19 protein-coding genes are annotated in these 23,856 nt (G+C 72.6%); 10 read left to right on the top strand and 9 right to left on the bottom strand.

Annotated features, from left to right (window positions below; all coding sequences use genetic code 11):
- Positions 1-2 precede the first annotated feature (2 nt).
- Both ACIBEJ_RS46725 and ACIBEJ_RS46720 read left to right on the top strand, forming a co-directional pair.
- The gene (locus tag ACIBEJ_RS46725) at positions 3-2,363 is read left to right on the top strand and encodes a DUF4838 domain-containing protein (RefSeq protein WP_397189463.1); all 2,361 of its coding nucleotides are present in this window, start codon (positions 3-5) and stop codon (positions 2,361-2,363) included.
- Positions 2,360-3,619, top strand: coding sequence for a mandelate racemase/muconate lactonizing enzyme family protein (locus ACIBEJ_RS46720; protein WP_397189462.1), 1,260 nt, complete (start codon positions 2,360-2,362; stop codon positions 3,617-3,619). The genes ACIBEJ_RS46725 and ACIBEJ_RS46720 overlap by 4 nt, the downstream gene beginning before the upstream one ends.
- A gap of 33 nt (positions 3,620-3,652) precedes the next feature.
- Here the strand turns inward: ACIBEJ_RS46720 and ACIBEJ_RS46715 are convergent, their stop codons facing one another.
- On the bottom strand, positions 3,653-4,369 hold the full coding sequence (locus tag ACIBEJ_RS46715) for a FadR/GntR family transcriptional regulator (protein WP_397189461.1): 717 nt from the start codon (positions 4,367-4,369) through the stop codon (positions 3,653-3,655).
- 136 nt (positions 4,370-4,505) lie between these two features.
- On the opposite strand from ACIBEJ_RS46715, the gene ACIBEJ_RS46710 reads away from it, so the two are divergent.
- Together ACIBEJ_RS46710 and ACIBEJ_RS46705 are read left to right on the top strand one after the other, a co-directional pair.
- Complete coding sequence (locus ACIBEJ_RS46710; RefSeq protein ID WP_397189460.1) at positions 4,506-5,681, top strand: mandelate racemase/muconate lactonizing enzyme family protein; 1,176 nt, start codon at positions 4,506-4,508, stop codon at positions 5,679-5,681.
- Positions 5,678-6,550: a dihydrodipicolinate synthase family protein gene (locus tag ACIBEJ_RS46705; RefSeq protein ID WP_397189459.1), complete on the top strand. Its 873-nt coding sequence runs from the start codon at positions 5,678-5,680 to the stop codon at positions 6,548-6,550. Before ACIBEJ_RS46710 ends, ACIBEJ_RS46705 begins: the two co-directional genes overlap by 4 nt.
- A gap of 4 nt (positions 6,551-6,554) precedes the next feature.
- Here the strand turns inward: ACIBEJ_RS46705 and ACIBEJ_RS46700 are convergent, their stop codons facing one another.
- Positions 6,555-7,604: a glucose 1-dehydrogenase gene (locus ACIBEJ_RS46700; protein ID WP_397189458.1), complete on the bottom strand. Its 1,050-nt coding sequence runs from the start codon at positions 7,602-7,604 to the stop codon at positions 6,555-6,557.
- 112 nt (positions 7,605-7,716) lie between these two features.
- Between ACIBEJ_RS46700 and ACIBEJ_RS46695 the strand changes: the two genes are divergently transcribed.
- Positions 7,717-8,313, top strand: a complete 597-nt coding sequence (locus tag ACIBEJ_RS46695; protein WP_397189457.1) for a TetR/AcrR family transcriptional regulator — start codon at positions 7,717-7,719, stop codon at positions 8,311-8,313.
- Here ACIBEJ_RS46695 and ACIBEJ_RS46690 read toward each other — a convergent pair.
- The 5 genes from ACIBEJ_RS46690 to ACIBEJ_RS46670 form a co-directional block, all read right to left on the bottom strand.
- Positions 8,292-9,398 (bottom strand): aromatic ring-hydroxylating dioxygenase subunit alpha, encoded by a 1,107-nt coding sequence (locus tag ACIBEJ_RS46690; protein ID WP_397189456.1) that lies wholly within the window; start codon positions 9,396-9,398, stop codon positions 8,292-8,294. The two genes, ACIBEJ_RS46695 and ACIBEJ_RS46690, sit on opposite strands and share 22 nt — an antisense overlap.
- Positions 9,399-9,443: 45 nt before the next feature.
- Positions 9,444-10,037 carry a TetR/AcrR family transcriptional regulator gene (locus tag ACIBEJ_RS46685; RefSeq protein WP_397189455.1) on the bottom strand — a complete coding sequence of 198 codons (594 nt, stop codon included), beginning with the start codon at positions 10,035-10,037 and terminating at the stop codon, positions 9,444-9,446.
- Between the two features lie 194 nt (positions 10,038-10,231).
- Positions 10,232-10,801 (bottom strand): GrpB family protein, encoded by a 570-nt coding sequence (locus ACIBEJ_RS46680; protein WP_397189454.1) that lies wholly within the window; start codon positions 10,799-10,801, stop codon positions 10,232-10,234.
- Positions 10,802-10,845: 44 nt separating this feature from the next.
- Positions 10,846-12,768 (bottom strand): glycosyl hydrolase family 8, encoded by a 1,923-nt coding sequence (locus ACIBEJ_RS46675; protein WP_397189453.1) that lies wholly within the window; start codon positions 12,766-12,768, stop codon positions 10,846-10,848.
- Positions 12,769-12,873: 105 nt separating this feature from the next.
- Positions 12,874-13,188 carry a hypothetical protein gene (locus tag ACIBEJ_RS46670; protein WP_397189452.1) on the bottom strand — a complete coding sequence of 105 codons (315 nt, stop codon included), beginning with the start codon at positions 13,186-13,188 and terminating at the stop codon, positions 12,874-12,876.
- A gap of 138 nt (positions 13,189-13,326) precedes the next feature.
- Here ACIBEJ_RS46670 and lanKC point away from each other — a divergent pair, with 138 nt between their 5' ends.
- The gene (gene lanKC, locus ACIBEJ_RS46665) at positions 13,327-15,873 is read left to right on the top strand and encodes a class III lanthionine synthetase LanKC (RefSeq protein ID WP_397189451.1); all 2,547 of its coding nucleotides are present in this window, start codon (positions 13,327-13,329) and stop codon (positions 15,871-15,873) included.
- 153 nt (positions 15,874-16,026) lie between these two features.
- Positions 16,027-17,241 (top strand): MFS transporter, encoded by a 1,215-nt coding sequence (locus tag ACIBEJ_RS46660; RefSeq protein WP_397189450.1) that lies wholly within the window; start codon positions 16,027-16,029, stop codon positions 17,239-17,241.
- Here ACIBEJ_RS46660 and ACIBEJ_RS46655 read toward each other — a convergent pair.
- Entirely contained in the window at positions 17,238-17,384 is a 147-nt protein-coding gene (locus ACIBEJ_RS46655) for a hypothetical protein (RefSeq protein WP_397189449.1), read from the bottom strand. The two genes, ACIBEJ_RS46660 and ACIBEJ_RS46655, sit on opposite strands and share 4 nt — an antisense overlap.
- 2 nt (positions 17,385-17,386) lie before the next feature.
- Entirely contained in the window at positions 17,387-20,302 is a 2,916-nt protein-coding gene (locus tag ACIBEJ_RS46650; RefSeq protein ID WP_397189547.1) for a BTAD domain-containing putative transcriptional regulator, read from the bottom strand.
- A gap of 131 nt (positions 20,303-20,433) precedes the next feature.
- On the opposite strand from ACIBEJ_RS46650, the gene ACIBEJ_RS46645 reads away from it, so the two are divergent.
- From ACIBEJ_RS46645 to ACIBEJ_RS46635, 3 genes are read left to right on the top strand one after another with little or no spacing between them, the layout of a single operon-like run.
- A complete protein-coding gene (locus tag ACIBEJ_RS46645) occupies positions 20,434-21,438 on the top strand; it encodes a sugar ABC transporter substrate-binding protein (protein ID WP_397189448.1) in 1,005 nt (334 codons plus the stop codon).
- Positions 21,435-22,913, top strand: a complete 1,479-nt coding sequence (locus ACIBEJ_RS46640) for a sugar ABC transporter ATP-binding protein (RefSeq protein ID WP_397189447.1) — start codon at positions 21,435-21,437, stop codon at positions 22,911-22,913. The genes ACIBEJ_RS46645 and ACIBEJ_RS46640 overlap by 4 nt, the downstream gene beginning before the upstream one ends.
- Complete coding sequence (locus ACIBEJ_RS46635; RefSeq protein WP_397189446.1) at positions 22,910-23,842, top strand: ABC transporter permease; 933 nt, start codon at positions 22,910-22,912, stop codon at positions 23,840-23,842. Before ACIBEJ_RS46640 ends, ACIBEJ_RS46635 begins: the two co-directional genes overlap by 4 nt.
- The last annotated feature ends 14 nt before the right edge of the window (positions 23,843-23,856 follow it).

The following is a 23,856-nucleotide window of genomic DNA, read 5'->3' as shown; positions in this document are numbered from 1 at the left end:
ACATGAGACGCCGCCAGTTGTTCGGCCTCGCCGGGGCCGTAGCCGCCACACCGTGGATCCGCCCCAAGGCGGGCCTGCCGATCGTCAGGGACGGCAGGGCGGCGGCAGCCGTCCTGGCCGCGCCGGACTCCGAGGAGGCCGCGGCCGAGCTGATCGCCTACGTCGAGCGCGCCACCGGGGTGCGCCTGCCGAGAACCGCCGCCCCCGGCCTGACCCCCGTCCACGTGGGCGTGCCGGGGCCCGACCCCGCCGTGCCCGGCCTGCTGGCCAAGCTGGACAGGGACGGCTTCCTGATCCGCCCCTACCAGGGCAGCCTCACCCTGGTGGGCCCGAGCCCGGCGGGCACCGCCAACGGCGTGCGCGAGTTCCTGGAGCGCTACGCCGGGGTGCGCTGGCTGATGCCGGGCCCCGACGGCGACGACGTGCCCGCGCTGTCCGGCCTGGAGGTGCCCGCGGTCGCGCTCTGCCAGCAGCCCGCCTTCGGGATGCGCTCCTTCAGCCCGCTGCGCGACGCCCGCTACCCGCTCCAGCAACTGTGGGCCCGCCGCAACCGCATGCAGGGCACCGCCACCGAGCCCATCGCCTTCCACCACAACCTGCACACGCTCTTCCCCGTCGAGCGCTACGGCCAGACGCACCCCGAGTACTACCCGGGCGGCAAGCCGCCGCCGCCCGGCAAGCTGACCGGCTGGCAGCCCGCCTTCAGCGTGCCCGGCACGATCGACGCCGCCGTCACCGGCATCCTGGAGTACTTCGCCGCCAACCCGGGCGCGGCCTCGTTCTCGCTCGGGGTCAACGACGGCGAGGGCTTCGCCGAGGTCGATCCGGTGCCCGCCTACTACGCCTGGGTCAACGAGGTGGTCAGGCGGGTGCTGCTCACGCGTCCCGGCAAGCGGTTCGGGCTGCTGGCCTACCGCAAGCTGGAGACGCCGCCGTCGTTCGCGCTGCACCGGCAGGTGGTGCCCTTCCTCACGCACGACCGCTACGCCTGGACCGACCCCGCCGTCGAGACGGCCGCGCACGCGCTGATCGACCGATGGCTGGCGGTCTGCTCGCAGCTCGGGTTCTACGACTATCTGTACGGCGCGCCGTACCTGCTGCCCAGGATGTTCACCCGCCGCTACGCCAAGACCATGCGCTACGCGAAGGCCCGCGGGATCGTCGCCCACTACGCCGAGCTCTACCCGAACTGGGGCGAGGGGCCCAAGCCGTGGGTGAGCGCCAAGCTGCAGTGGGACGCGGGCGCCGACCCGCTGGCGCTCCAGCGGGAGTGGTGCGAGCGCGCGGTCGGCACCGCGGCCTCCGGGGATCTGGCGGCATATTTCGATTTATGGGAGAGGTTCTGGGCGGAGCGGGTGCCGGGCTCGGCGTGGTTCCTGCCGGGCGCCACCTACCAGACGTTCAACCTGCCGCACTATCTCGACCTGGTCGAGGAGGGTGATCTGACGCGCAGCCGTACCCTGCTGGACTCGGTGGTGGCGCGGGCGGCCACGGCGCCGCAGCGGGCCAGGGCGACGGTGCTGCGGCGCGCGTACGAGTTCTACGAGGCCTCGGCGCTCAGCTACCCGCGCACGGTCACGCCGCCCGCGACGCAGCAGGCCGCGCTCACGATGTTGCGGAGCGGCGCGGACGCGCACCAGCAGCGGCTCGACCAGGCGGCGCGGCGGCTGGCGCTGATCAAGGAGTTCGCCACCGATCCGGTGCTGGTGCTGCAGATGAACCCGGCCTCCCACCCCAACCTGACCTGGACGGGCTGGAACGCCGGCGAGTACTGGAGCCTCGTCGCCTACATCCGCGCCCACGAGCCCGCCGGCGGCCCCGTCACCGACCTGGCCACCAGCCTGTCGGCCACCAACCCCTACGCCGCGCTCGTCCTGCGCGGCGTGCCCGCGCCCAACCTCGTCGTCAACCCCACCCTGGACACCGGCCTGCCGCCCTGGACGCTGCTGCCCCGCTCCAACGGCACCAGAGCCGTCTCCCGGCCGCCGGACCAGGCCGTGCTGCGGGTCGGCGGCAGGGGCTGGGGTGGTCCGTGCCAGAAGATCGCCGTCACGCCCGGCCTGGCCAGGCTCACCGCCTCCTACCGGGCGCCCGCGGGCACCTCGGCGTCGGTGCAGCTCGCGCTCGACCTGTGCGACGCGGCCGGGACCCCCATCCCGAGCAGCTCCGTGCGCTCCCCCGTGATCAGCCTGCGCGCCGACGACACCTGGACCCCGCTCAGGCTCGACTGCGAGATCCCCGACAAGGCCCGCAACGTCGCCGTCGGCATGGTCGAGCTCATCTTCCTGGTGGACAGCGCCGCCGACATCACGGTGGACTTCGACGACGTCTCCCTGCTCAACATCGCCAAGGAGGCTCCGTGAGCCTGCGCGTCACCGCCGTCGAGCGCGTCACCCTGCGGGTGCCGTTCAGGGAGCGCTCGCGGCCGTGGAACGAGATCCTCGTCTCCGAGTTCGCCGTCGTGGAGGTGGTGCGGGTCCGCACCAACTCCCCCGGCCTCATCGGGTACGGCGAGAGCCTGCCCCACTACACCTGGGCCAGGACCACCGACGCCACGGTGGCCCGGGTCGTCGGCCGTCACCCCGCCGAGCTGATGGGCGACGACACGCTCGGCGCCGGCCTCCAGATGGCCCTGTACGACGTGGTCGGCAGGGCCCTGGAGGTGCCCGTGCACCGGTTGCTCGGCCAGCCGATGGTCCGCCAGTGGTGCCCGCTGGCCTGGTGGAGCACGAAGATGCCCGCCCAGGTGCTGGCCGAGGAGGCCAAGGACGCGCTGGCCGAGGGCTACCTGGCGCACAAGCTCAAGGCCAGGCCGTGGTTCGACGTGCGCGAGCAGGTGGCCGCCATCTCCGCGGTCACGCCGGAGAACTACGTGCTCGACCTGGACTGGAACGGCATGCTGCGCACGCCGGGCGAGGCGCTGGAGGTGCTGCGCGAGCTCGACCGCAGCCCACGCGTCGGCGTGTACGAGTCACCGGTGCTGCAGTCGGACGTGGCCGGTCAGAAGGCGCTGCGCGCCCGCGTCGACCGGCCGCTGGCCGAGCACTACAACAAGACGCTGTTCCCGGTCTGGATGCGCGAGGACGCGATCGACGGCTTCGTCTCGTGCAACGCGGGCGTGGCGGGCACGATCGCGCAGGGCGTGCAGGCCGCGGCCTTCAACAAGGACCTGTTCCTGCAGATCGTCGGGCCGGGGCTGACCACGGCGTGGACACTGCACCTGGGCGCCGTGCTCACCCACGCCCGCTGGCCGGCGGTCACCTGCCTCAACGTCTACGCCGACGACCTGATCACCACGCCGATCGAGGTCAGGGGCGGCTACGCGAGGGTGCCCGAGCGGCCGGGGCTGGGCGTGGAGTTCGACGAGGAGGCGCTGGAGCGCTGGCGGGTGCCGGACGGGTTCACGCCGGAGCCGTCGCGCAAGCTGCTCGGCTTCCACCTGGGCGACGGCCGGGTGCGCCGCTACGCCGGGATCAAGCAGTTGTTCGAGGAGTGCAGGTACGTGGGCAACCTGCCGGTGCAGCCGCGCGGGGCCGATCTGGAGGTGTGGGAGGACGACGGCACGGCCGGGTTCGACCGCCGATACCGGGAGGCGGAACGAGCACCGGTCTGGGAGTGACCCCCGGGCCACGGCCCCCACAGGGCCGTGGCCTTACTCCAGGTCGTCGCCGCGGAAGGTGCGCTGCACACGCTCCAGGTGTGCGCGCATCTGCTGCTCGGCCAGCGCCGCGTCGCGAGTGCCGAGGCCGAGCAGCAGGGCCTTGTGCTCGGCGTCGCTCTCGGCGTGGGTCTCGCCCAGGAACTCCGTCAGCTCCTTGCCCTTCTCGCGCTCGTTGGCCAGCACGTCGGACAGGGCCTCCAGCACCGCGGTGAAGAAGCGGTTGCGCGCGGCCTTGACGATGCCGAGGTGGAAGGCGAGGTCGAGCTCGACCCGGCGGTGCAGGTCGTCGCCGACCGCGTCGGCCTCCTCCAGCAGCGCCCGCAGGGCCTCCAGCTCGCCGTCGGTGATCCTGGCCGCGGCCAGCCCGGCGGCCTTGGTCTCCAGGGCCAGCCGCATCTCGACCAGTTCGTCTATGGCCGAGCCGTCGGCCTCCATGGCCAGGCGGAAGTAGCTGTGGACGGCGACCGGGCGCAGCTCGCTGACCACGGCGCGCTTGCCCTGCCGGGTGCGGATGACGCCCTGCTGGCTGAGCGAGCGGAAGGCGTCGCGGACCACGCGCTGGCTCACGCCGTACTCCTCGGCCAGCTTGGCCTCCGAGGGCAGCTCGTCGCCCTCCTTGAGGCCCTGCTTCCTGATGTAGTCCGTGATCAGGGCGGCGACTCGGGTGCCCAGCAGCGCGCGCCCGCGCGGCAATGCCTCGGTGTCCACGGCTCGCCTCCACTCATGTCCTATGTTCCACGTCATCGTAGACCATCCGCCCGATTTTGGCCGCAAAACTTGAGACTCTTGACTTAGGTCCTTTCTATTCGGACGATGAGACATCATCGGGAGAAGGAGCCATCACATGCGCGTGACCGCCGTCCGGCAGTGGATCGCAGAATTCGGGTACTACAACGCGATCTACGTCAAGATCGAGACGGACGAAGGCGTGGAGGGAGTGGCCGAGGTCGCGATGCGCCGCCGGACCAAGACCGTCTCCGCGATCGTCGAGGAGCTCGGCGACTACCTCGTCGGCAAGGACCCCACCCGCATCGAGCAGCACTTCGAGCGCATGTACCGCGACTCCTTCCTCGGCGGGACGCTGCTGACGATCGGGATCTCCGCCATCGACGTGGCCCTGTGGGACCTCAACGCCAGGGCGCTCGGGGTGCCCGTGCACCGGTTACTGGGCGGGAAGTTCCGCGACTCCGTGCCCGTCTACACGCACGCCAGGGCGACCGAGACGCCCGAGCAGTTCGCCGACGAGATCGCCGACCGGCTGGCCATGGGCTTCACCGCGATCAAGACCACGCTGCCCGGCTTCTACACGAAGGTCTCCAGCGTCCACCACGAGACGCCGGCCGCCATCCCGGCCAGGCAGACCGAGACCGAGCTGCTGCCCAACTGGTTCTGGCCGCTGCTGGCCGAGTACTTCGAGGCGGCGCGGGAGGTCGCGGGGCCCGACGTGCACCTGATGCTCGACTGCCACGGGCGGCTCAACGTGGCCAACTCGATCCGGCTGTGCGAGGTGCTGGAGCCGTACCGGCTGGCGTTCGTGGAGGAGCCGGTGCCGCCGGAGCGGCCGGAGTGGCTGGCCGAGGTGACCCGCCGGTCCACGACGCCGATCGCCGCCGGGGAGCGGTGGGCGGGGCCGTACGCGGCGGCGCCGTTCCTCGAACGGCGTGCCCTGTCGGTGGCGCAGCCGGACGTGATCTTCTGCGGCGGCATCACCGCGGCCAAGCGCATCGCGACGCTGGCCGAGGCCAACGCGGTGTCGATCGCCTTCCACAACCCCTTCGGCCCCCTGGCCAGCGCGGCGACCTGGCAACTCGGCGCCACGCTGCCCAACCTGCTCATCTCCGAGTCGATGCTGACGCCGGAGCAGATGGTGTTCTGGGAGCGCTACACCGAGGACCCGCCGCAGGTGCGCAACGGCGAGTGGGTGGTCTCCGACACGCCCGGCCTCGGTCCGAGGCTGCGCATCGAGGAGATCGTCAAGCACCCCTTCCGCCCCGAGTACGACGCCGGCGGCACCAGGTGAACGGCGTCTACCCGGCCGCGCTGACCATGTTCGACCGGTTCGGGCGGCTGGACCTCGACGCCACGGGCGACCACCTGGACTGGCTGGTCCGCGAGGGCGCGCACGGCCTGGTCGTCGGCGGCACCAGCGGCGAGTTCGTGGCCCTGACCGGCGAGGAGCGCAGGGCGCTGCTGGAGACGGCCATGGAGACGGTCGCCGGCCGGGTCCCCGTGCTGGCCGGCACCGGCGCGTACACCACCGCCGAGACCGTCGCCCTCACCGCCCACGCCGAGGCGGCGGGGGCTTCGGCGGCGCTGGTCGTGCTCCCCTACTTCCAGCGGCCCTCCCGCGAGGAGGTCCTCGGCCACTACCGCGCGGTGGCCGCGGCGAGCGGGCTGCCGATCTGGGTCTACAACATCCCCGCCAACGCCGCCGTCCCGGCGCTGGACGTTCCCGACCTGGCCGCGCTGCACGCCGAGGGCGCCGTCCACGGGGTGAAGAGCACGCTGCCCACCGTGCACCAGTTGAGCGAACTGTCCGCGCTGCCCGGCTTCCACGCCTTCTACGGCGGCTTCACCGCGCCGCTGGAGGCGCTGGCCGGCGGCGCGCACGGCTGGATCAGCGGGCTGCTCAACATCGCCCCCGCCGCCGCCGTCGGCGTCTGGGACGCCGTGCGCGCGCAGGACCTGACCCTGGCGCGCGAGCGGTGGGCGCGGCTGCTGCCGCTGCGCCGCATGCTCTTCCAGATGCCGGTACGCGGCGTCGGCGACCTGGCGCTCTACCGGGGAGTGCTGCGCATCAGGGGGCGCACGGCCGGATACTGCCGCGCGCCGCTGCGTGACCTCGACACCGAGGAACTGCGCGTGCTGGAGAAGGCCATCTCCGGCTGACGGGCTAGCCGCCGAAGTCGAGGACGACCTTGATGTCGTCGCCCGGCTCGAACGCCTCGTGTGCGCGTTCGAGCGGGATCCTGCGGGTGATCAGGCGCTTCAGCCAGCCGGGATCGGCGTCGGCGAGCGCCTTGGCGGCCAGCTCGTAGTGGTGGCGGTTGGCGTTGACCGACCCGAAGATCAGGTCGTTCTCCAGCACGATGTTGCGGTTGAGCGTGCCCGCGTCGACCCGCAGTGGCCGGCCGGTCGGCGTGACGCCGGTGAGGCAGACGACGCCCGCGGGCCCGTTGGTCGTCATCACGGCCACCGCCACCTCGGAGACCCCCGTCGCCTCGACGACGATGTCGGGGGCCAGGCGCTCGGCCACCTCCACGACGTCGCCCGTGTGGTACGTGCCGCCCAGGTCGCGTACCAGCTCCGGCTTGGGACCCGTCGCGACCCGGTCGAACATGTGCACCTCCAGTCCGCGCCGCGCCCCGAGCAGCGCCGCCAGCAGCCCGATCGGCCCCGCGCCCGTCACCAGCACGGTGCGCGGCTCGAACCAGGCCCGCGTGCCGATGCGCTCGATCTGGTCCCACGCCTTGGCGAGGATGGTGGCCGGCTCCATCAGCACGCCGACCTCCTCCAGGGCCGGGGCCAGCTTGACCGCGTAGTCCGTCTCGATGGTCCACAGCTCGGAGCCGAAGCCCTCGATCTCCTTGATGCCGCGCTCGGTGTAGCGGCCGTTGCGGCACATGTCGAACTCGCCGTGCGCGCAGGCGCCGCACGGCACCGGGTCGGGCCGGCGGACGATGCCGACCACCAGGTCGCCCGCCGCGAAGCCGCTGCCCTCCGGCGCCTCACGGACCCGGCCCAGGCTCTCGTGGCCGAGGATCAGGCGGTCGCGGCCGGGCGGGGCCCAGCCGTACTCACCCTCCGCGATCTCGCGGTCGGTGCCGCAGACGCCGAGCGCGATCGCCTCGATCAGCAGGTCGTCGGCGCCGGGAACCGGGTCGGGCACGTCCTCGACGCGCAGGGAACCGGCGGTGCCGGGGGCGATGGTGAGTGCACGCATGGGGCCTGTCCTTGTCGGTTCACGGCTGTCCATCGATAACTGCCCGCCTTCTGCCCTTTGCGCGGTCAAGGACGCCAAGAATTGGCACAGGCCTGCCGTACCATGCGGAGCTATGCCGAAGGTGGTCGACCACGACGCGCGCCGCGAGGAGCTGATCGCGGCGACCTGGCGGACCATCCGCAGGCTCGGGCTCGACGGCACGACGACGCGGGAGATCGCCAGGGAGGCCGGGTACGCGCACGGGCTGCTCGCCTACTACTTCCCCGACAAGGACGCCATCCTCGACGCCGCGCTGGACCGCGCCTACGCGGCGGCCCGCGAGGAGCTCGGCGCGCGCATGGCCGGGCGCTCGGGCCGCGACGCGGTGCGCGAGGTGCTGCTGGCCGCGCTGCCGATCGGCGCGGCGAGCGTGGAGACGCAGGTCCTGGTCATGTCGTGGGGCTCGATGGTGACCTCGCCCGCGCTACGCGAGCGCCGGTACGCCAGCTTCCGCGAGTGGCGTGACACGGTACGCCTGCTGGTGCGCATCGCCGTCGCCGTGGGCGAGATGAGCGCCGAGCAGGAGCCGGAGGAGATCGCCGACGCCCTGGTCGCGGTCGTGGACGGGCTGACGCTGCACGGGGTGATGAATCCCGGCGAGTACCCGCCCCGGCGGCTGGTCGCCACCCTCGACCACGTCCTCGGCCGCTACGCCTCCAGCGGCACGTAGTCGAGCACGTTGCGCTGGAATGCCTGGATGCCGCGCTCGTAGCGGTAGGCGATCGGGCCGACGGAGAAGCGCGGCGACCTGATGCCCACCTGTACGGCCTCGCAGCAGTAGACGTCCTCCTGGATGAGGTCGAGGGCGGGCTGCCTGCGCAGGACCCGCTTGGCGGTCGCCTTGATCAGGCCGAGCGCCATCCTGGTCGTCTGGCCGGGCAGGGCGCGTACCCGGATCTCGATCGTGGTGGTCTCCGGGCCCGTGGGCAGCACCTCGATCGAGGACCACCCGACCGCGCTGGTCAGGACGAACAGGTTGGGGAAGACGAGGCCGAAGGCGGAGCCGTACCAGCGGGGCTCCTCGGCGACGGGTTTCAGCCCGGTCTCCAGGTCGGTGGGCGTGAGCCGGCCCGGCTTCAGCGGCGGCTCGTAGAAGAACCAGTGGCGGCGGCCGCACGGGTGCTGTTCCTGCCGCTTGTGGTCGTAGCCGATCAGGCTGTCCTTGTGGACGTAGCCGAGGTGGTAGTTGTCCAGGGCGTTCTCCATGAACACCTTCCAGTTGCACCTGAGGTCGTAGCGCTGTGCGGGCACGATCTCGGCGAGCCGCTCCGGGTCGTACGGCGCCACGCGTTCGGTCAGGTCGCCCAGCCAGTCGGCGAGCGGTTCCGGGTCGGGATCCGGATGGACGAAGACCAGGCCGCGCCAGAGCGCCACGGCGGCCGGGTGCAGGCCGAGCTTGGCGCGGTCGAGATCCGGGTCGACCTCCCTGCGCTGGGGCACGGCCAGCAGGCAGCCGTCGAGCCCGTAGGTCCAGTTGTGGTACGGGCAGACGATGTGCTTGGTCACCTTTCCGTCGCCGGGCAGGACGGCGGTGCCCCGGTGGCGGCAGACGTTGTGGAAGGCGCGCAGTTCGCCGTCGTGGCCGCGGACCACCACGAGGGGGTGGCGGCCGACCTGGACGGAGCGGTAGGAGCCGGGCTTCTCGAAGTCGCCGGTGGCGCCCGCGTAGCGCCAGGTGCGGCCGAACAGCTCCAGCTGCTCTCGGTCGAACCAGCCGGGCTCGAAGTAGGTGGCCGGTGGGAGTACCTGGGTCATGCTGTCCCCCTTTTTCTGAACGTCTGGTCAAAAACAGAGCATGGATCAGCCGAAGAGCAGGGTCAGTTGCCTGTCGATCAGCCTGGCGGCCGTGCTGGGCGGCAGGCCGTCCGGGTCGGCGCAGGAATGGAGCCCCAGGCCCTCCACCAGCGACCACAGCAGGGCGGCGGCCTCGGCCGGGTCGCGGTCCGCGGGGACCTCGCCCTCCTCCCGCGCGAGCGCGATCGCCGCCGCGAGGTCGGCGCGGGCGGCGGCGTTCATGGCCGACTGGACGCGGCGCAGTGGCGGGCTGCTCACCGCTCTGCCGCAGAAGACCTGGTAGACGCGGAGCTCGGCGGCACGTTCGTCGTCCAGGGGGAGCAGTTCCAGCAGGCAGCGGCGCAGCCGGTCCTTGACCGGGCCGCCGGACTCCCAGGCGCTGTGCAGCCGCTCCATCAGCCGGGCGCCCAGGAACTCGAAGGTGAGCAGCAGCATCTCGTCCTTGGCCGGGAAGTAACGCTGCACGAGGCCCACGGAGACCCCCGCCTCCGCGGCCACCTCGGACACCGTCGCGCCCTCCATCCCCTTGGCCGCCATCACGCGCATGGTGGCCTCCACCACCTGGCGGCGGCGTTGGGCGTGGTCGGCTACTCTGGGCATGGGGTAAGCGTATGGGTATATTTTTATTTTGTCGAGCCGCTGAGGGCGCACAGGATGCGCGGGCTGGGCGTGGAGAAGATCCTCCAGGTGCAGGCGGGCAGGTTCGAGGTCGGCGTTCCTGCCCAGGGGCGACGTGTCGGAGCGCCTCCACCGCACTGGGCCGGCTTCGCCAGGACCGGCCGGCCCGCTGAGCCTCAGACGCCGGCCCGGGCGAGGATCGACTCCACGACCCGGGTCTTGGCGTCGGCGTAGTTCTGGACGTACTTCCAGGTGCGTTCGGCCAGGTCGCGCTTGGTGCGCGCGTAGAGGTCGCGGTCCTCCTTGTGCGTACGCAGCCGGTCGCGGAACGCGAGCATGCGGCGCACCTCCAGGCACCCCTCAGGCAGCACGTGCAGGTTGACCGGCGGGTCGCCGCCGAGCTTGAGCAGGCGGTGCTCGTACCAGTCCGGCTCGCGGATGGTCAGCACGTAGCCGAGCGCCTCCAGCCCCGGCACGTACGCCACCTCGTCGGCCGGATCCCCGAGGATCAGGAGCAGGTCGAGGATCGGCTTGGCGGGCAGACCGGGGACGGACGTGGACCCGACGTGCTCCAGCCTGACCTCCCCGAGCGCTCCCCTGATGCCGGCGGCCCGTTCCTCGAAGCGCCGCGGCCAGGCGGGGTCGTGGTCGGCCAGGTGGATGCGGTCGTTGTGCACGGTCGGGGCGGTGACGTGGGCGCGGGCGATCTCTTCGTCGGACATGGATCGTTCGTTCACCCGCCCCATCCTGCCCGGCGCGAGGAGGACGCGCCCGCGCCGGGCGGGAGACCTCAGGGCACCCAGTGGTTGTGGGTGGCGGTGATCATGACCTGGAGCTGGATGCTCGCCCCGAAGTAGCTGCCGGTGTCGATCGGGGTGGCCAGCATCTTGTTCCAGAGCGCGTCCAGCCAGACCTGGCTGCCGGAGTCGGTCATCGCCGCCACCGCGAACGGGGCGAAGAACGAGGCGTCACTGCCGGAGGAGATCTGCGTGCCGTTGAGCTGGTAGCCCATGGCGATCTTGCCGGGGTCGCCGCCGGTCTTGGACTTGACCCAGGTGTTCAGCTTGCGCGCGGCCGTGAGCGACTTGGCGTCGCCGCTGGTGACGGCGTCGGCGCCGATGCGCCATGGCACGCGGCAGGCGTTCCACCAGTACTTGCCGTCGTTGGGCGTCTCCAGGATCTCGCCGGGCGACGGGCGCGGCGAGGTGTTGGTGTCGACCACGAAGTCGGGCAGCAGGCCGGTGTTCGGCGCGTAGGTGGACTGCAGCGAGGCGAGCACGTTCTGGTGGGCGTTGCGCACGGTGTCCCAGATGGGGTCGCCGGTGGCCTTCCTGAAGGCGCGGAAGTGGTCGGTCATCCAGTCCGAGGTGCGCGAGACGTAGTAGCGGTGGTCGCTGGGGCTGCTCCAGTCGCCCAGCTTGAGCAGGTTCGTGGTGGGGTTGAGCTCGTCCTTCTTGATGGCGTTGATGTGCCGCACCGCGAGGTTCTTGTAGTTGTACGTGCCGTTGCTGCCCCACTGCCGGTCGGCCAGTAGCAGCCCGTAGGCCACGTCCATGTCGCCGTCGGTGGCGCCGTCGCTGCCGTTGACGCTCTGGCAGGCGTCGTTCTGCTCGGCCGCCAGCAGGTCGGGGTTGATGGACGACGGGTGGTCGATCATCCACTTGGTGAGGCCGTCGAAGATCTTCTTGGCGTCCGGGTCGGCTCCTGCCATGGTCGCCGAGATCACCATGCCGTAGCCCTGAGCCTCGGCCACGTACGGGTGGGAGGCGTCCGGGGAGATGACCTGGTACCAGCCGTTGCCGCAGTTCTGCCGGAGGAAGGCCGTCTTCCACCGCTTGTAGTAGTCGATCACCTTCTGGTCGAGCGTCGCCTGGGCGCCTGAGGGCTTCAGCATGCCGGGCGCGTAGGGGATGGCGTGACTGCCGAACGGTACGGCGGGGCCGCCGCCGCCCTGCTGGGTGGTGGCGGTGACCGGGGTGCTGGCGGGTGAGGTGTTGCCCGCTGCGTCGCGGGCTCTGATGGTGTAGGTGTAGGCCGTGGCGGGGGTCAGGCCGGTGTCGGTGAAGGTCGTGCCGGTGGCGGTGTTGACCAGCGTGGCGCCCCGGTAGACGTCGTAGCCGGTGACGGCGACGTTGTCGGTCGAGGCGTTCCAGGCCAGGGAGACGCTGCTGGAGGTGGTGGCGGTGGAGCGGAGATTGGCCGGGGTGCTGGGCGGCGTCGTGTCGCCGCTCGCCTGGGTGCCGTAGACCTCGAACTCCCAGAGGGAGTAGCCGTAGGTGGTGCCTCGGGCGGTGCCGTGCATGCGGATGTGGCGCCCGCTGCCGGACAGGCCGGTGAGGTCGTCGGTGGCGCCGTTGCCGGTGGTGGTGGCGTAGAGGTCGGTCCAGGTGGTGCCGTTGGGCGAGGTCTGGATTTTGTAGGACTTGGCGTAGGCGGCTTCCCAGTTCAGCTTCACGCGGGAGATGGCCGCGGTGGTCCCGAGGTCGATCGAGATCCATTCGGGGTCGCGGCCTTCTGCGCTGGCCCAGCGGGTGGTGGTGCTGCCGTCCACCGCCTTGGCGGCCTCGAACCCGGCGGCCTCGATGGACGAGGCGGTCGCGGGCCTGCCCTGGGAGAGCAGGGGGTCGGCCGCGGAACCGGCCGCGGCGGGGTGGGCGGTGAGGGCTGCGACCATGGCCGCGGCGGCGGCCATGGCTCTGACAACGTGCGGCATCAGCGGGGTCCTTGGGGGGAGGAGGGACGCCTTAGTTAGGAATCTTTCCTAACTTGTCAGGACAGTAAAGAACCTTCACCCGCTTGGCAAGGGCCCCCTCGCCCCTCAGCAGGGGTAGAGACCGCGTCCACGCGGGTGGGAGGCGTTGCCGTACCAGAGGTTCTTCCGCTCGTTGGCCTTGATCGTGTAGGGACCCGCGTCCGGCCAGGTGGGGATGTCGACGCAGACCTTCTTCGCGTACCCGCACTCGTTGACGACCTTCACGTACCTGAAGAAGTTGGCCGAGCCGCCGCTGAACCAGCCTTCGTGCTGCACGTTGCACGCCGCCGCCGCGGCGGAGACCTCCGCCTGCGCGGGCGTCGGCGCCGCGATCGACAGGGACACCAGCGCCGCGGCGCCGAGGAGAACCTTCTTGAGCATGACTTGCCTTCCTGTCTGGGAGTTGCGAGGCGAAACGTTAGGGAGGCGGGATTCGCACCCGATATGAGCGCCTCATATCGGGCTCGCAGCGGCGCCGTGCAGGCTTTGGCCAGCCGATCAACGCCGAGGGGGACACCAATGATCGAGTGGGAACATCTCGCGCTCTTCTGCCAGTCGGACCCCGACTTCTTCGCCCGCCCCGACCGGATCGCCGACGCGGCGGACCGGCTGGAGACCGCGCGCCGCCAGCCGCCGCCGCACTGGGAACGCACCGACAAGGACCTGTGGGTACGGCTGCGCCCCGCCTACCGCCCGCTCAAGCGCACCGGCTGGAAGATCCACGTCTCGGTCACGCCCGCCGACGCCGACCACGCCTGCGCGATCGTCTGGGACTACTGCGTCGAACACGACCTCCCGTTCAAGTTCCTGCGCAGCCGCCACGCCATCCGGCTCCTCAACGGCAAGTACGCCGACCGCTCGGCCAGCGGCAAGACCATCACCGTCTACCCGGCCGACGACGAGGAGCTGGCCGAGGCGCTCGACACGCTCGGCCGCCTGCTCAAGGGCATCACCGGCCCCTACGTGCTCAGCGACCTCCGGATCGGCGAGGGCCCGCTGTCGGTCCGCTACGGCGCCTTCACCAGGCTCACCTGCGTGGGCCCGGAGGGCGAGCCGGTGCCGGGCAGACTCGACGGGGACGGCCGGATCGTCCCCGACGTACGCGAGCCCAGGTTCGTCCTGCCGCAGGACGTCGAGACGCCCGAGGTCCTGAAGCCGCACCTGGAGGCGCGCGGCAACACGGGCGCCGACTTCCCCTTCGCCGTCGAGAGCGTCATGCACTACTCCAACGCCGGCGGCGTCTACCTCGCGACCCGCGAGGGCACGGGCGAGCGGGTGGTCCTGGTCGAGGCCAGGCCGCACGCCGGACTCGACCGCAACGGCCGCGACGCGGTCGCCCGCCTGCACGTGCAGCGCGACATCATGCGGCGGCTGGCCGGCCTGCCCTGCGTGCCCCGCCTCCTCGCACACCACGTGGCCTGGGAGCACCACTTCCTGGTCGAGGAGCACGTCGAGGGCGTGAGCCTGTTCGAGGAGATGGTCCGCCGCTACCCGTACGCGCACAACACCTACGGCCCGCCGGAGCCCGAGGTCAGGGCCTACACCGAGTGGGCCGCCGAGATCACCGCCAGGATCGGCGAGGCGCTGGACCTGATCCACGGGCGCGGCGTGCGCTACGGCGACCTGCACCCGGGCAACGTCATCGTCCGCCCCGACGGCCAGGTCGTGCTCGTCGACTACGAGTACGCCCGCGACCTCGACGACACCACCGTCCTGGACGGCGGCGCCCCGGGCTTCCACGCCCCGGAGTCGCTGGGCGGCGCCGCGGCCGACCGCTACCAGCTCGAATGCGTACGCGTCTGGCTCCACCTGCCGATGAACATGCGGCCGGAGCACACCCCCGCCCAGGTACGGCGCGCGATCGGCACGGTGACCGATCTGTTTCCCGTGGACGAGGGCTTCGCCGCGCAGGCGGCCGCCGGGTTCGGGCTGACCGGAGACGTGCGCGACGTGGCCGACCGGCTGCTGAGCGGCGCCGAGGTGTCGTGGCCCGACGTGCGGGACTCGCTGGTGGCGGGGATCATGGAGAGCGCGAGCTTCTCCCGGGAGGGCGCGCTGTTCCCCGGCGGCCCGCAGCAGTTCGCCACCGGCGGCTTCACGCTCGCCTACGGGTCGGCCGGGGTGCTGATGGCGCTGCACCGGGTGGGCGCCGAGGTGCCCGCGGCCTTCGCCGACTGGACGGCCGCCCAGGCGCTGCGCAGCCCGGACGCCAAACCGGGGCTCTACGACGGGCTCCACGGCGTCGCCCACGTCCTGGACCTGCTGGGCCACACCGACGTCGCGCTGACCGTGCTGGAACGGGCCCGCGCCGCCGAGGACCGGGTGGCGACCGCGGGACTGCTCAGCGGCGCCGCCGGTCACGCGCTCAACCTCCTGCACTTCGCCCGCAGGACCGGCGACGAGGAACACCTGGCCGCCGCGACCGCCATCGGCGCGCGCCTGGCCACGCTGGACGGCGTGCGCGAGCCGGCGGAGGGCGGGCTGATCCGCGGCATGTCGGGGGTGGCGCTCTGCTTCGTCCGGCTGTTCGAGACCACCGGCGAGCCGGTCTGGCTGGAACGCGCCCGCGCCGCGCTCCAGCAGGACCTCGACCGGGGCGAGTTCCTGGGCGGCGAGACCTTCCACCTGGTCGACCACGGCACCCGGCGGCGCGATGTCATGTACGTCGAGGGCGGCAGCGCCGGGCTGGCGATCGTCGCCCACGAGTACCTGCGGCACCGGCCGGACGCGGAGCTGTCCGCGGCGGTCACCGGGGTGCGGCGCGGCTGCCGGGCGCCGTTCACGCGGGGGCCCAGCCTGTTCCGCGGCAGGGCCGGGTTCATCGCCACGCTGGCGCACCTCGGCCATCCCGGCGACCACGACGTGCTCATGGGGCACGTGCCGAGGCTGGCGCTGCACGCGCAGCCGTACCGGGGGCATCTGGCCTTTCCGAGCACCAAGCTCCTGCGCCTGTCCATGGACGTGGCGACAGGGTCGGCGGGCGTTCTGCTCGCCCTCGACTCCGCGTACCGAGGGGGCGGGTCCTTCCTGCCCTTCCTCAGTGCCGCGACACCGGAAGGGAGGTGACCACCATGGCCGAGATTCTCGCCCTGCAGTCCGAGGCCCCCAAGCGGGGGGACAGCCACTGCATCAGCATCACGACCGACTAGTTCGGGTCCGGAAGGCCGCCGTCGAAGACGTTTCGGCGGCGGCCGGCCGGCTGTCCAGGGAAGAAGGGCGATGAAGCGGCTCCTGCTCGACCGGACCTACCGCCGACTCTGGCTCGGGCAGAGCGTCTCGCTGGCCGGCGACTACGTGTTCACCACCACGATCGCGCTGTGGATCGGCACGGTCCTGCTGCGCGACCGGCCGTACGCGCCGAGCGTCACCGCTGCCAGCCTGCTCGTCGTGGCCGTGGTGACGGTGGCGGGCGCGCCGGTCGCGGGGGCGCTGGTGGACCGCTGGGACAAGGTACGCGTCGCCAGGACCGCCGACGCGGTCAGAACGCTGATCGGCGCCGGATTCGCGCTCCTGCCCTGGCTGGCGGGCTCCCTGCCGGTCGGGGCGACGCTGGCCCTGTGCGGGCTGGCCCTGGCCGCGCAGTCCATGGCGACGCAGTTCTTCAACCCGGCGCGCATCGTCATCCTCAGCGACGTGGTGCCACGGGACCAGCGCGAACAGGCGGCGAGCTTCGCCCAGGCCGGCTCCGCGATCGCGATGATCGCCGGTCCCGCGCTGGCCGGAGCCGTTTTCGCCGCCGCCGGACCGGGCATGTGCTTCGCGCTCAACGCGGCCTCGTTCGCCGGCTCCTTCCTCGCCCTGCGCGGGGTCCGCGTGCCCACGGCCGAGCCCCGCGAGCGCCACCTGGGCCGGGAGATGCTCGCGCCGCTGCGCCTCATCGCCGGCGACCGGACGCTGCGGGCCGTACTGGGCGCGGGCATGATCGTCATGCTGGGCGCGAGCGCGTTCGGCTCGCTCAACGTCTTCTTCGTCAAGGACAACCTGGGCGCCGACCCGGCCTGGTTCGGGGTGATCAGCTCGGCGCTGGGCGCGGGCATCCTCACCGGCGCGCTCGCCTCCGCCGCGCTCCACGCGCGGCTGGGCAAGGAGCGGCTGTTCGCCGGCGGCCTGCTGCTGTGCGGCCTCACCTGCCTGGTCTACGCGCGCCTCGACAGCGCGCCGCTCGCCGCCCTGGTCATGTTCTGGTACGGCGTCGCCGGCGGCACCGTCGAGACCGTGATGTCGCCCATCCTGCTGGCCGCCACCGGCCGCGACCATCTCGCCCGGGTCCTGTCCGTCTTCTCCTCGGCGCTGCGCCTGGCCTCGATCACCTCGCTGGGCCTGGTGGGCTGGCTGGCCGGTGGGCGCGGCCGTATCGACCTCATCCTGGTCGGCGCGGCCGTGATGTTCCTGCTGGCCGGCGCCCACGCGACCGTCTACCTAAGGCGCCCCTAGCACCACTCGTGCTCGACGGGGCAGTCGCCCGCGACGACGGTATGGGCGGCGGGCGGCTGCGGCGGTTCGAGGTGAGCCGCCGCGGCGCTCCCTCCGAGCACTACGGCGACGCTCAGCAAAAGGGCGGACAGGCGACGCTTCATCGTCAGGACCTCCAGGATCGTTTCTTGCGGTTGATCGCCTTCTCCAGCCAGAGCCCTGCGCCCAGCCGGTCGAAGGCGGTGATGGCGTGGTCGAGATGTTCGTCGGCGCCGTCGCCGCCCAGGCAGGCGAGGGCGAAGTGGGCGCGGCCGGCGAGCAGGAGATCTCCGAGCCGCTCGGCCTCGGCCAGGGCCGAGGTCAGCTCCTTGCGGCCGAGCGGCCCGTCCAGTTCAGTCAGCGCCTCCCCCAGCGTCAGCAGGATCCACGCCTCGCCGATCTGGTCACGCTGCTCCCGCACGAGCCGGAGGGCCCGCCTGCTCGTCTCGACCGCCTCCGGGGCCCTGCCCATCGCGTGCAGGGCGTCGGCCAGGCGCTTGGTCAAGAGCGCCTCCATCCGCTTGCCGAGGGGACGGGCCAGCGCCCGCACGAGTGGCTCCTCGGCCAGGTCCGGACGGCCGGTCACGGTGTGGTGGAGAGCGATGTTGCCGAGGGACACCGCCGCCGCGCTGACGTCGCCCACCCGCTCGAAGACGGCCACGGCCTTCCACAGGTCCGGGACCACCTCGTCGCCGTCACCCTGGTAGTGGCGGGCCACGGCGTGGTAGCGACGGGCGAGGGCCTTGCCGTAGTCGTCGCCGACCTCCTCGAAGATCCGCATGGCCTCCTCAAGGGTGGCCTGCGACTCGTCGAGCGCCCGGCGCTGGTGGAAGATCTCGCCCCGCGACAACAGCATCGCGGCCTCGCCGCGCCGGTCGCCGGTCTCCCTGCACGCCGCCAGCGCGGCGTCCACGACCGTGCGCCAGTCGTCGAAGTACCCGGACATCTCGTAGAGGTAGACGGGGGTCGCGGCCAGTTCCCACGCCAGGCCGGACCAGCCGAGGCGGGCGGCCTGGGTGACGAAGGCGATCAGGGTCGCGCGTTCCGCGTCGAGCCAGGCCATGGGATCGGCGTCCAACTGGTGTGGCGCCTCCACGTCGTGGCGCGCCGCCGTACCCCGGAGGAGCAGGGCGTCGTAGCGGGGATAGTCGAGCCTGCGGGCGCGCTCGGCCAGCGCGAGCAGGCCGCCGATCGCGCGGGTGAGCGCCTCGGTCCGCTGCTCCCGGCTCTCCTCCGCCTCGGCCCGCTCCATCGCGAACAGGCGGACCAGGTCGTGCATCGTGTAGCGGCGCTGACCGCTGGCGTCACGCCTGGCGGGCTGGAGCATCTGGGCGTTGGCCAGTTCCTCGCACAGCTCCTCCGCGCCTCTCAGCGACGTGCCGAGCAGCGCGGCCATGGTCCAGGGGGCCAGCTCCCGGACGCCCTGGAGCAGCCCGATCCGCCGGAAGGCGAGCCTCGCGGTCTCCGGCAGGTCGAGGTAGCTCAGCTCGAAGGTGTTGCGCAGTTGCTCCTCGTCCTGGCGCAGCTCGTTCAGCCGGTGGCGCTCGGCGCGCAGGCTGACGGTCAGCTCCCCCGGCGACCACGCGCTGCCGACCGCCAGCTTCGCCGCCGCGATGCGCAGCGCGAGCGGCAGCCGGTCGCACAGCTCGGCGAGCGTGGCCAGCTCGGCGTGCTCGCCCTCGACCAGGCGCGGCCCGGCGATGCGGCGCAGCAGCAGGTGCGCGTCGGCGGGCGGCAGCACCTCCAGGGCCAGCGGCCGCGCGCCCTCCTGGACGACGAGCCCGCTGAGCCTCTTGCGCGAGGTGACGATGACCCGGCAGGTCCCGGAGCCGGGAAGCAGCGGGCGGACCTGGTCGGCGGAGTGCGCGTTGTCCAGCACGACCAGCAGCCGCCGCCCGACGAGCATGCTGCGGTAGAGCGCCGTACGCTCGGCGAGGCCCTGCGGGATCCGCTGCCCCGGCACCCCGAGCGCCCGGAGGAAGCCGTCCAGCACGTTCTCCGGCGCGGCTGGACGGCTGCCGCGGGTGAACCCGCTCAGGTCCGCGAAGAGCTGCCCGTCGGGGAAGCGCTCGGCCCTGCGGTGCGCCCAGGCCATGGCCAGGGCGGTCTTGCCGATGCCGCCCGCCCCGCTCACCACGCTGACCCGGACGGCGTCGTCGCCGCTGCCGAGCAGGCCGTCCAGTTCCTCCAGCTCCGCCTGTCTGCCGGTGAAGGCGAAGGCGGCGGGCGGAAGCTGCGAGGGCCGTACGTCGGCGACCGCCCGCTCCGGCTCACGGGTGACCGGATCCTCCAGGAGGATCATGTTGTGCACCTCGCGCAGGCGCGGGCCGGGCTCCAGGCCGAGCTCGTCGACCATGAGCCTGCGGCCCTCGTCGTAGACGGCCAGCGCCTCGGCCTGCCGTCCGGAACGCGACAGCGCGAGCATGAGCTGGGCGCGGGCCCGCTCGCGCAGCGGGTGCTCGCCGACGAAGCTCCTCAGCTCGGCGGTCAGCTCCCGGTGGTGGCCCAGCTCCAGCTCCAGCTCGGCGCACTCCTCCAGCGCGGCCAGGCGCAGTTCCTCCCACCGGCTGGCCGCGTTGAGCAGGGCGGAGCTGGTGATGCCGCCGAGCACGGGTCCGCGCCACAGCCTGAGCATCGCCCGGAACATGTCCGCGGCCTGGCCCTTCCTGCCGCCCAGCGCCTCCTGACGGGCGGCGGCGATGCCCTGCTCGACGGTCAGCGCGTCCAGGGCCAGCGTCCCGGGCACCCGGTAACCGCCCGCGACGGTCTCGATCAGGGCCGGGTCGCCGCCCGCCTTGCGCAGTGCGCCGCGCAGCGCCGAGATCGCCGCGGCCACCTGCCCGCGTACCGAGGAGGGTGGCGCTTCCTCCCACACCAGGTCGACCAGGCGGCCGGTGCTCACCGTCTGCCCGCTGTGCAGCAGCAGCGTCGCCAGGACCGCCTGCGGGCGCGGCCCGCCGACGTGCACGGGCCGGTCGCCGACCGCGACCTCCAGCGGTCCGAGAATGCCGAACCTCGTAGCCGGCCCGCCGCCCAGCGCCATCACGCGGCCACCCCGATCGTGTTCCTTCGCCTGCCGAGGGGACAGTAGCGATGACCGCTTTCGATCGCTTATCGATGGGCGAAAGCGCCCGCCGTTCCTTATGATCGGAGCCTCTGCGAAGGAGACCGTCGATGCCCGCACGCTCGACCGGATTACCCGTGCTCGCCGCGGTCGCGGCGCTGGCGGCGGCCTGCGTCAACCCCGACACCGGCGGCGCCCCGACGGCGCGGCCGAGCCCCCAGGGGCAGAGTCGCGTCGCGTTCTTCGGCTTCGCGAAGGCGAACTCGTTCACCGCGGCCACGTACGCCGGCGTCGAGGAGCACGCCGAATCCCGCGGCGCCACGGCCGAGTTCTTCGACCCCAACTTCGACGCCCAGGCGCAGGTGCGCCAGATCCAGGACGCGGTCACCTCCAAGCGCTTCGACGTGTTCGTCGTCCAGGCCAACGACGGGGCGGCGGTGATCCCGGCGATCCGCGCCGCCGTGCGGGCCGGGATCACCGTCGTCGTGCAGTTCACCCCCGTCGGAACCCGCTACGACACCGCCGAGCCGCAGGTCGAGGGCACGATCACGCTGATCGACGTGCCCACGGCGAACGGCACCGCCCTGGGCGAACTGGCCGTGCGCGCCTGCGCGAGCAAGAAGCTGGACCCGTGCGAGGTCGCCTACCTGGAGGGCCTGAAGGCGCTCCCGCTGGACAACGCGCGCACCGGCGCCGCCGTCGCGGCGCTGAAGAAGGCGGGCGTGAAGCTCGTCGCCCAGGTCGAGGGCGGATACACCCAGGACAGCGGGCGCAAGGCCATGCAGGACGTGCTGCAGCGCGAGCCCGGCGTGGACGTCGTCGTCGGCTCCTCCCAGGCGGTGGCCGGCGCCGAGTCGGTCGCGAAGGGCAGACCCGTCCTGTACGTCGCCAACGGCGGCTCCCGCCAGACGGTCACCGCGGTCCAGGAGGGACGCTGGTTCGCCGCCTACTACCTGCCCGTCCGCACCCTGGGCGCCAAGGCCGCCGAGCTGGGCCTGGACAGGGCGCAGGGCAGGCAGGTCCCGGCCACGAACCAGATGACCGACCTCGCGCCGGGCAAGCACCTGGGCACCAAGGAGGTGCTCGCGGGCCTGACCGGCGAGTACGACGAATGAACGGCCCGCTCCTGCTGGAGGCCGTCACCAAGGGCTACGCGGGCACGACCGTGCTCCACGGCGTCGACCTGCGCGTCGAGCCCGGCCGGGTCCACGGCCTGGTCGGCGAGAACGGCGCGGGCAAGAGCACGCTGCTCAAGGTGCTGTCCGGCGTCACCGCGCCCGGCTCGGGGCGGATCGTCGTCGGCGGCGCGGCGGTGCGGCTGGACAGCCCTCGGACGGCGCTGGCGCACGGGATCGCGCTGGTGACGCAGGAGGTGGCGCTCGTCCCCCGGCTCACGGTGCTGGAGAACGTCTTCCTCGGCCGCTGGGCGCACCGGGCGGGCTGGTGGCGGCCCGGCGACGACCGGCGCCGGCTGGGCGGGCTGCTGCGCCGTACCGGATTCTCGCTCGACGCGGACCGGCCCGTGCGTGAGCTGACCGTCGCCGACCAGCAGCGGGTGGAGATCCTGCGCGCGCTGGCGAGCGGCGCGCGGGTGCTGGCGCTGGACGAGCCGACGGCGCTGCTGCCGCGCGCCGACGCCGGGCGGCTGCTGGAGCTGCTTCGCGCGCTCGCCGCGGACGGGCTGGCGGTCGTGCTCGTCTCCCACCGGCTGGAGGAGGTGCTGTCGGCCTGCGACGTGGTCACCGTGCTGCGCGACGGGCGGCACGTGCTCACCGCGCCCGCCGCGCGGCAGACGCCGCGCTCGCTGGTCGCGCACATGGTCGGGCGGCCGATGGACGTCCTCTACCCCGAGCCCGCGCCGGTCGCCGCGGACGCCCCGGTGGTGCTGTCGGCCACCGGCCTGCCCCAGGTGGAGCGGCTGGAGGTGCGCGCGGGCGAGATCGTCGGGCTGGCCGGCCTGGTCGGCAGCGGCAGGTCCGCGGTGCTGCGGCTGCTGTTCGGCGCCGACCGCCGCACCGGCGGCCACGTCGCCGTCGAGGACCGTCCGGTACGGCCCGCCTCCCCCCGCCACGCGATCGCGCAGGGCATGGCCCTGGTGCCCGAGTCCCGCAAGGAACAGGGGCTGGTCCTGGTCCGCTCGCTGCGCGAGAACCTGGCGCTGGCCGGGCTGTCCACCCGCCAGCGGGCCGGGTTCGTCCGGCGGGCCGCCGAGTCCCGCGAGGTGGGCCGGTGGCTGGACCGCCTCGACATCCGGGCGGCCGACCTGGGCGGCAGGACCGCGGGGCTGTCGGGCGGCAACCAGCAGAAGGCCATGTTCGGCAAGTGGCTGACGCGTGAGCCGAAGGTGCTGCTGGTCGACGAACCGACCAGGGGCGTCGACGTCGTCGTGAAGGTGGAGATCCACCGGCTGCTGGTGGATCTCGCGGCGCGCGGGGTGGCCGTGCTCATGGTGTCCTCGGAGATCGAGGAGGTGCTCGGGCTGTCGCACCGGGTACTGGTGATGCGCGAGGGCCGGGTGGCCGGCGCGTTCGCGCGGGGCGCGGCGCGCGAGGACGTCATGGAGCTCGCCTTCGCCGGGCGGCCGCAGTGAGGGTACGCGACTCCGGGATCGTGCTGGCGCTGCTCGCGCTGGTGGTGGTGCTGTCGCTGGCCACGCGGACGTTCCTGACCCAGGGCAACCTGGTCAACCTGCTCGACCAGGCCGTCATCGTGGGCCTGCTGACCTGCGGGATCACGCTGTGCATGATCTGCGGCGTGTTCGACCTGTCGGCGGGCGCGGTGCTGGCGGTCAGCGCCGTCGTGGGCGTGCTGGCCACCCGCGGCGGCGGGGTGGCGCTCGGGTTCTGCGCGGCGCTGCTGGCGGGCGCGCTGCTCGGGGCGGTGAACGGCGCCGCGGTCGTGCTGCTGCGCGTCCACTCGTTCATCGTGACGCTGGCGCTCAGCATCGTCTACCGCGGGCTCGCGCTGGTCGTCACCGCCGGGGCGATCGTGTATCCGGACGCGGCGCGGCTGACGGAGTTCCAGTCGCTGAGCTGGCCCACCGCGCTGGGCGGGGTGACCGTGCCGTCGCTGCTGCTGCTCGGCGTCGCCACCCTGACCTCGCTCCTGCTGTGGCGCACCACGCTCGGGCGGCGCGTGTACGCCGTCGGCGGCAATCCGGAGGCCGCCAGGCTGTCCGGCATCCGGGTGGGGCCGGTGCGGATCGTCGTGTTCACGATCAGCGGGGTCTGCGCGGCGCTGGCGGGCCTGGTGCTCGCGGCCCGGGGCGGTTCCGCCCAGGCGAGCATGGGCACGCTGCTGGAACTCAGCGCGATCGCCGCCGCCGTGATCGGGGGCACCAGCATCCTGGGCGGCGAGGGCGCGATCTGGCGGGGCATGGTCGGAGTGCTGATCCTGACGCTCATCGGCAACGGGTTCAACCTGCTGGGCTGGGACACCACGTACCGGCCGATCGTCGAGGGACTGCTCATTCTGGCCGCCGTCGGCGCCGACCACGCCTTACGCCGGCGCCAGGAGTAGCCGAAGCCTGCGAA

It is taken from the genome of Nonomuraea sp. NPDC050790 (assembly GCF_044456745.1).
Taxonomy (GTDB): domain Bacteria; phylum Actinomycetota; class Actinomycetes; order Streptosporangiales; family Streptosporangiaceae; genus Nonomuraea.
The sequence above is the reverse complement of the archived record's forward strand: the minus strand, read 5'-3'. Positions and strand labels throughout refer to the sequence as shown.

What these genes read in the sequence shown, in the direction of transcription:
- ACIBEJ_RS46725 (WP_397189463.1), top strand. Translation starts at nt 3, where the DNA reads ATGAGACGCCGCCAGTTGTTCGGCCTCGCCGGGGCCGTAGCCGCCACA.
- ACIBEJ_RS46710 (WP_397189460.1), top strand. Translation starts at nt 4,506, where the DNA reads ATGCGCGTGACCGCCGTCCGGCAGTGGATCGCAGAATTCGGGTACTAC.
- ACIBEJ_RS46700 (WP_397189458.1), bottom strand. Translation starts at nt 7,604, where the DNA reads ATGCGTGCACTCACCATCGCCCCCGGCACCGCCGGTTCCCTGCGCGTC.
- ACIBEJ_RS46695 (WP_397189457.1), top strand. Translation starts at nt 7,717, where the DNA reads ATGCCGAAGGTGGTCGACCACGACGCGCGCCGCGAGGAGCTGATCGCG.
- ACIBEJ_RS46690 (WP_397189456.1), bottom strand. Translation starts at nt 9,398, where the DNA reads ATGACCCAGGTACTCCCACCGGCCACCTACTTCGAGCCCGGCTGGTTC.
- ACIBEJ_RS46685 (WP_397189455.1), bottom strand. Translation starts at nt 10,037, where the DNA reads ATGCCCAGAGTAGCCGACCACGCCCAACGCCGCCGCCAGGTGGTGGAG.
- ACIBEJ_RS46680 (WP_397189454.1), bottom strand. Translation starts at nt 10,801, where the DNA reads ATGGGGCGGGTGAACGAACGATCCATGTCCGACGAAGAGATCGCCCGC.
- ACIBEJ_RS46675 (WP_397189453.1), bottom strand. Translation starts at nt 12,768, where the DNA reads ATGCCGCACGTTGTCAGAGCCATGGCCGCCGCCGCGGCCATGGTCGCA.
- ACIBEJ_RS46670 (WP_397189452.1), bottom strand. Translation starts at nt 13,188, where the DNA reads ATGCTCAAGAAGGTTCTCCTCGGCGCCGCGGCGCTGGTGTCCCTGTCG.
- lanKC (WP_397189451.1), top strand. Translation starts at nt 13,327, where the DNA reads ATGATCGAGTGGGAACATCTCGCGCTCTTCTGCCAGTCGGACCCCGAC.
- ACIBEJ_RS46660 (WP_397189450.1), top strand. Translation starts at nt 16,027, where the DNA reads ATGAAGCGGCTCCTGCTCGACCGGACCTACCGCCGACTCTGGCTCGGG.
- ACIBEJ_RS46655 (WP_397189449.1), bottom strand. Translation starts at nt 17,384, where the DNA reads ATGAAGCGTCGCCTGTCCGCCCTTTTGCTGAGCGTCGCCGTAGTGCTC.
- ACIBEJ_RS46650 (WP_397189547.1), bottom strand. Translation starts at nt 20,302, where the DNA reads ATGGCGCTGGGCGGCGGGCCGGCTACGAGGTTCGGCATTCTCGGACCG.
- ACIBEJ_RS46645 (WP_397189448.1), top strand. Translation starts at nt 20,434, where the DNA reads ATGCCCGCACGCTCGACCGGATTACCCGTGCTCGCCGCGGTCGCGGCG.
- ACIBEJ_RS46640 (WP_397189447.1), top strand. Translation starts at nt 21,435, where the DNA reads ATGAACGGCCCGCTCCTGCTGGAGGCCGTCACCAAGGGCTACGCGGGC.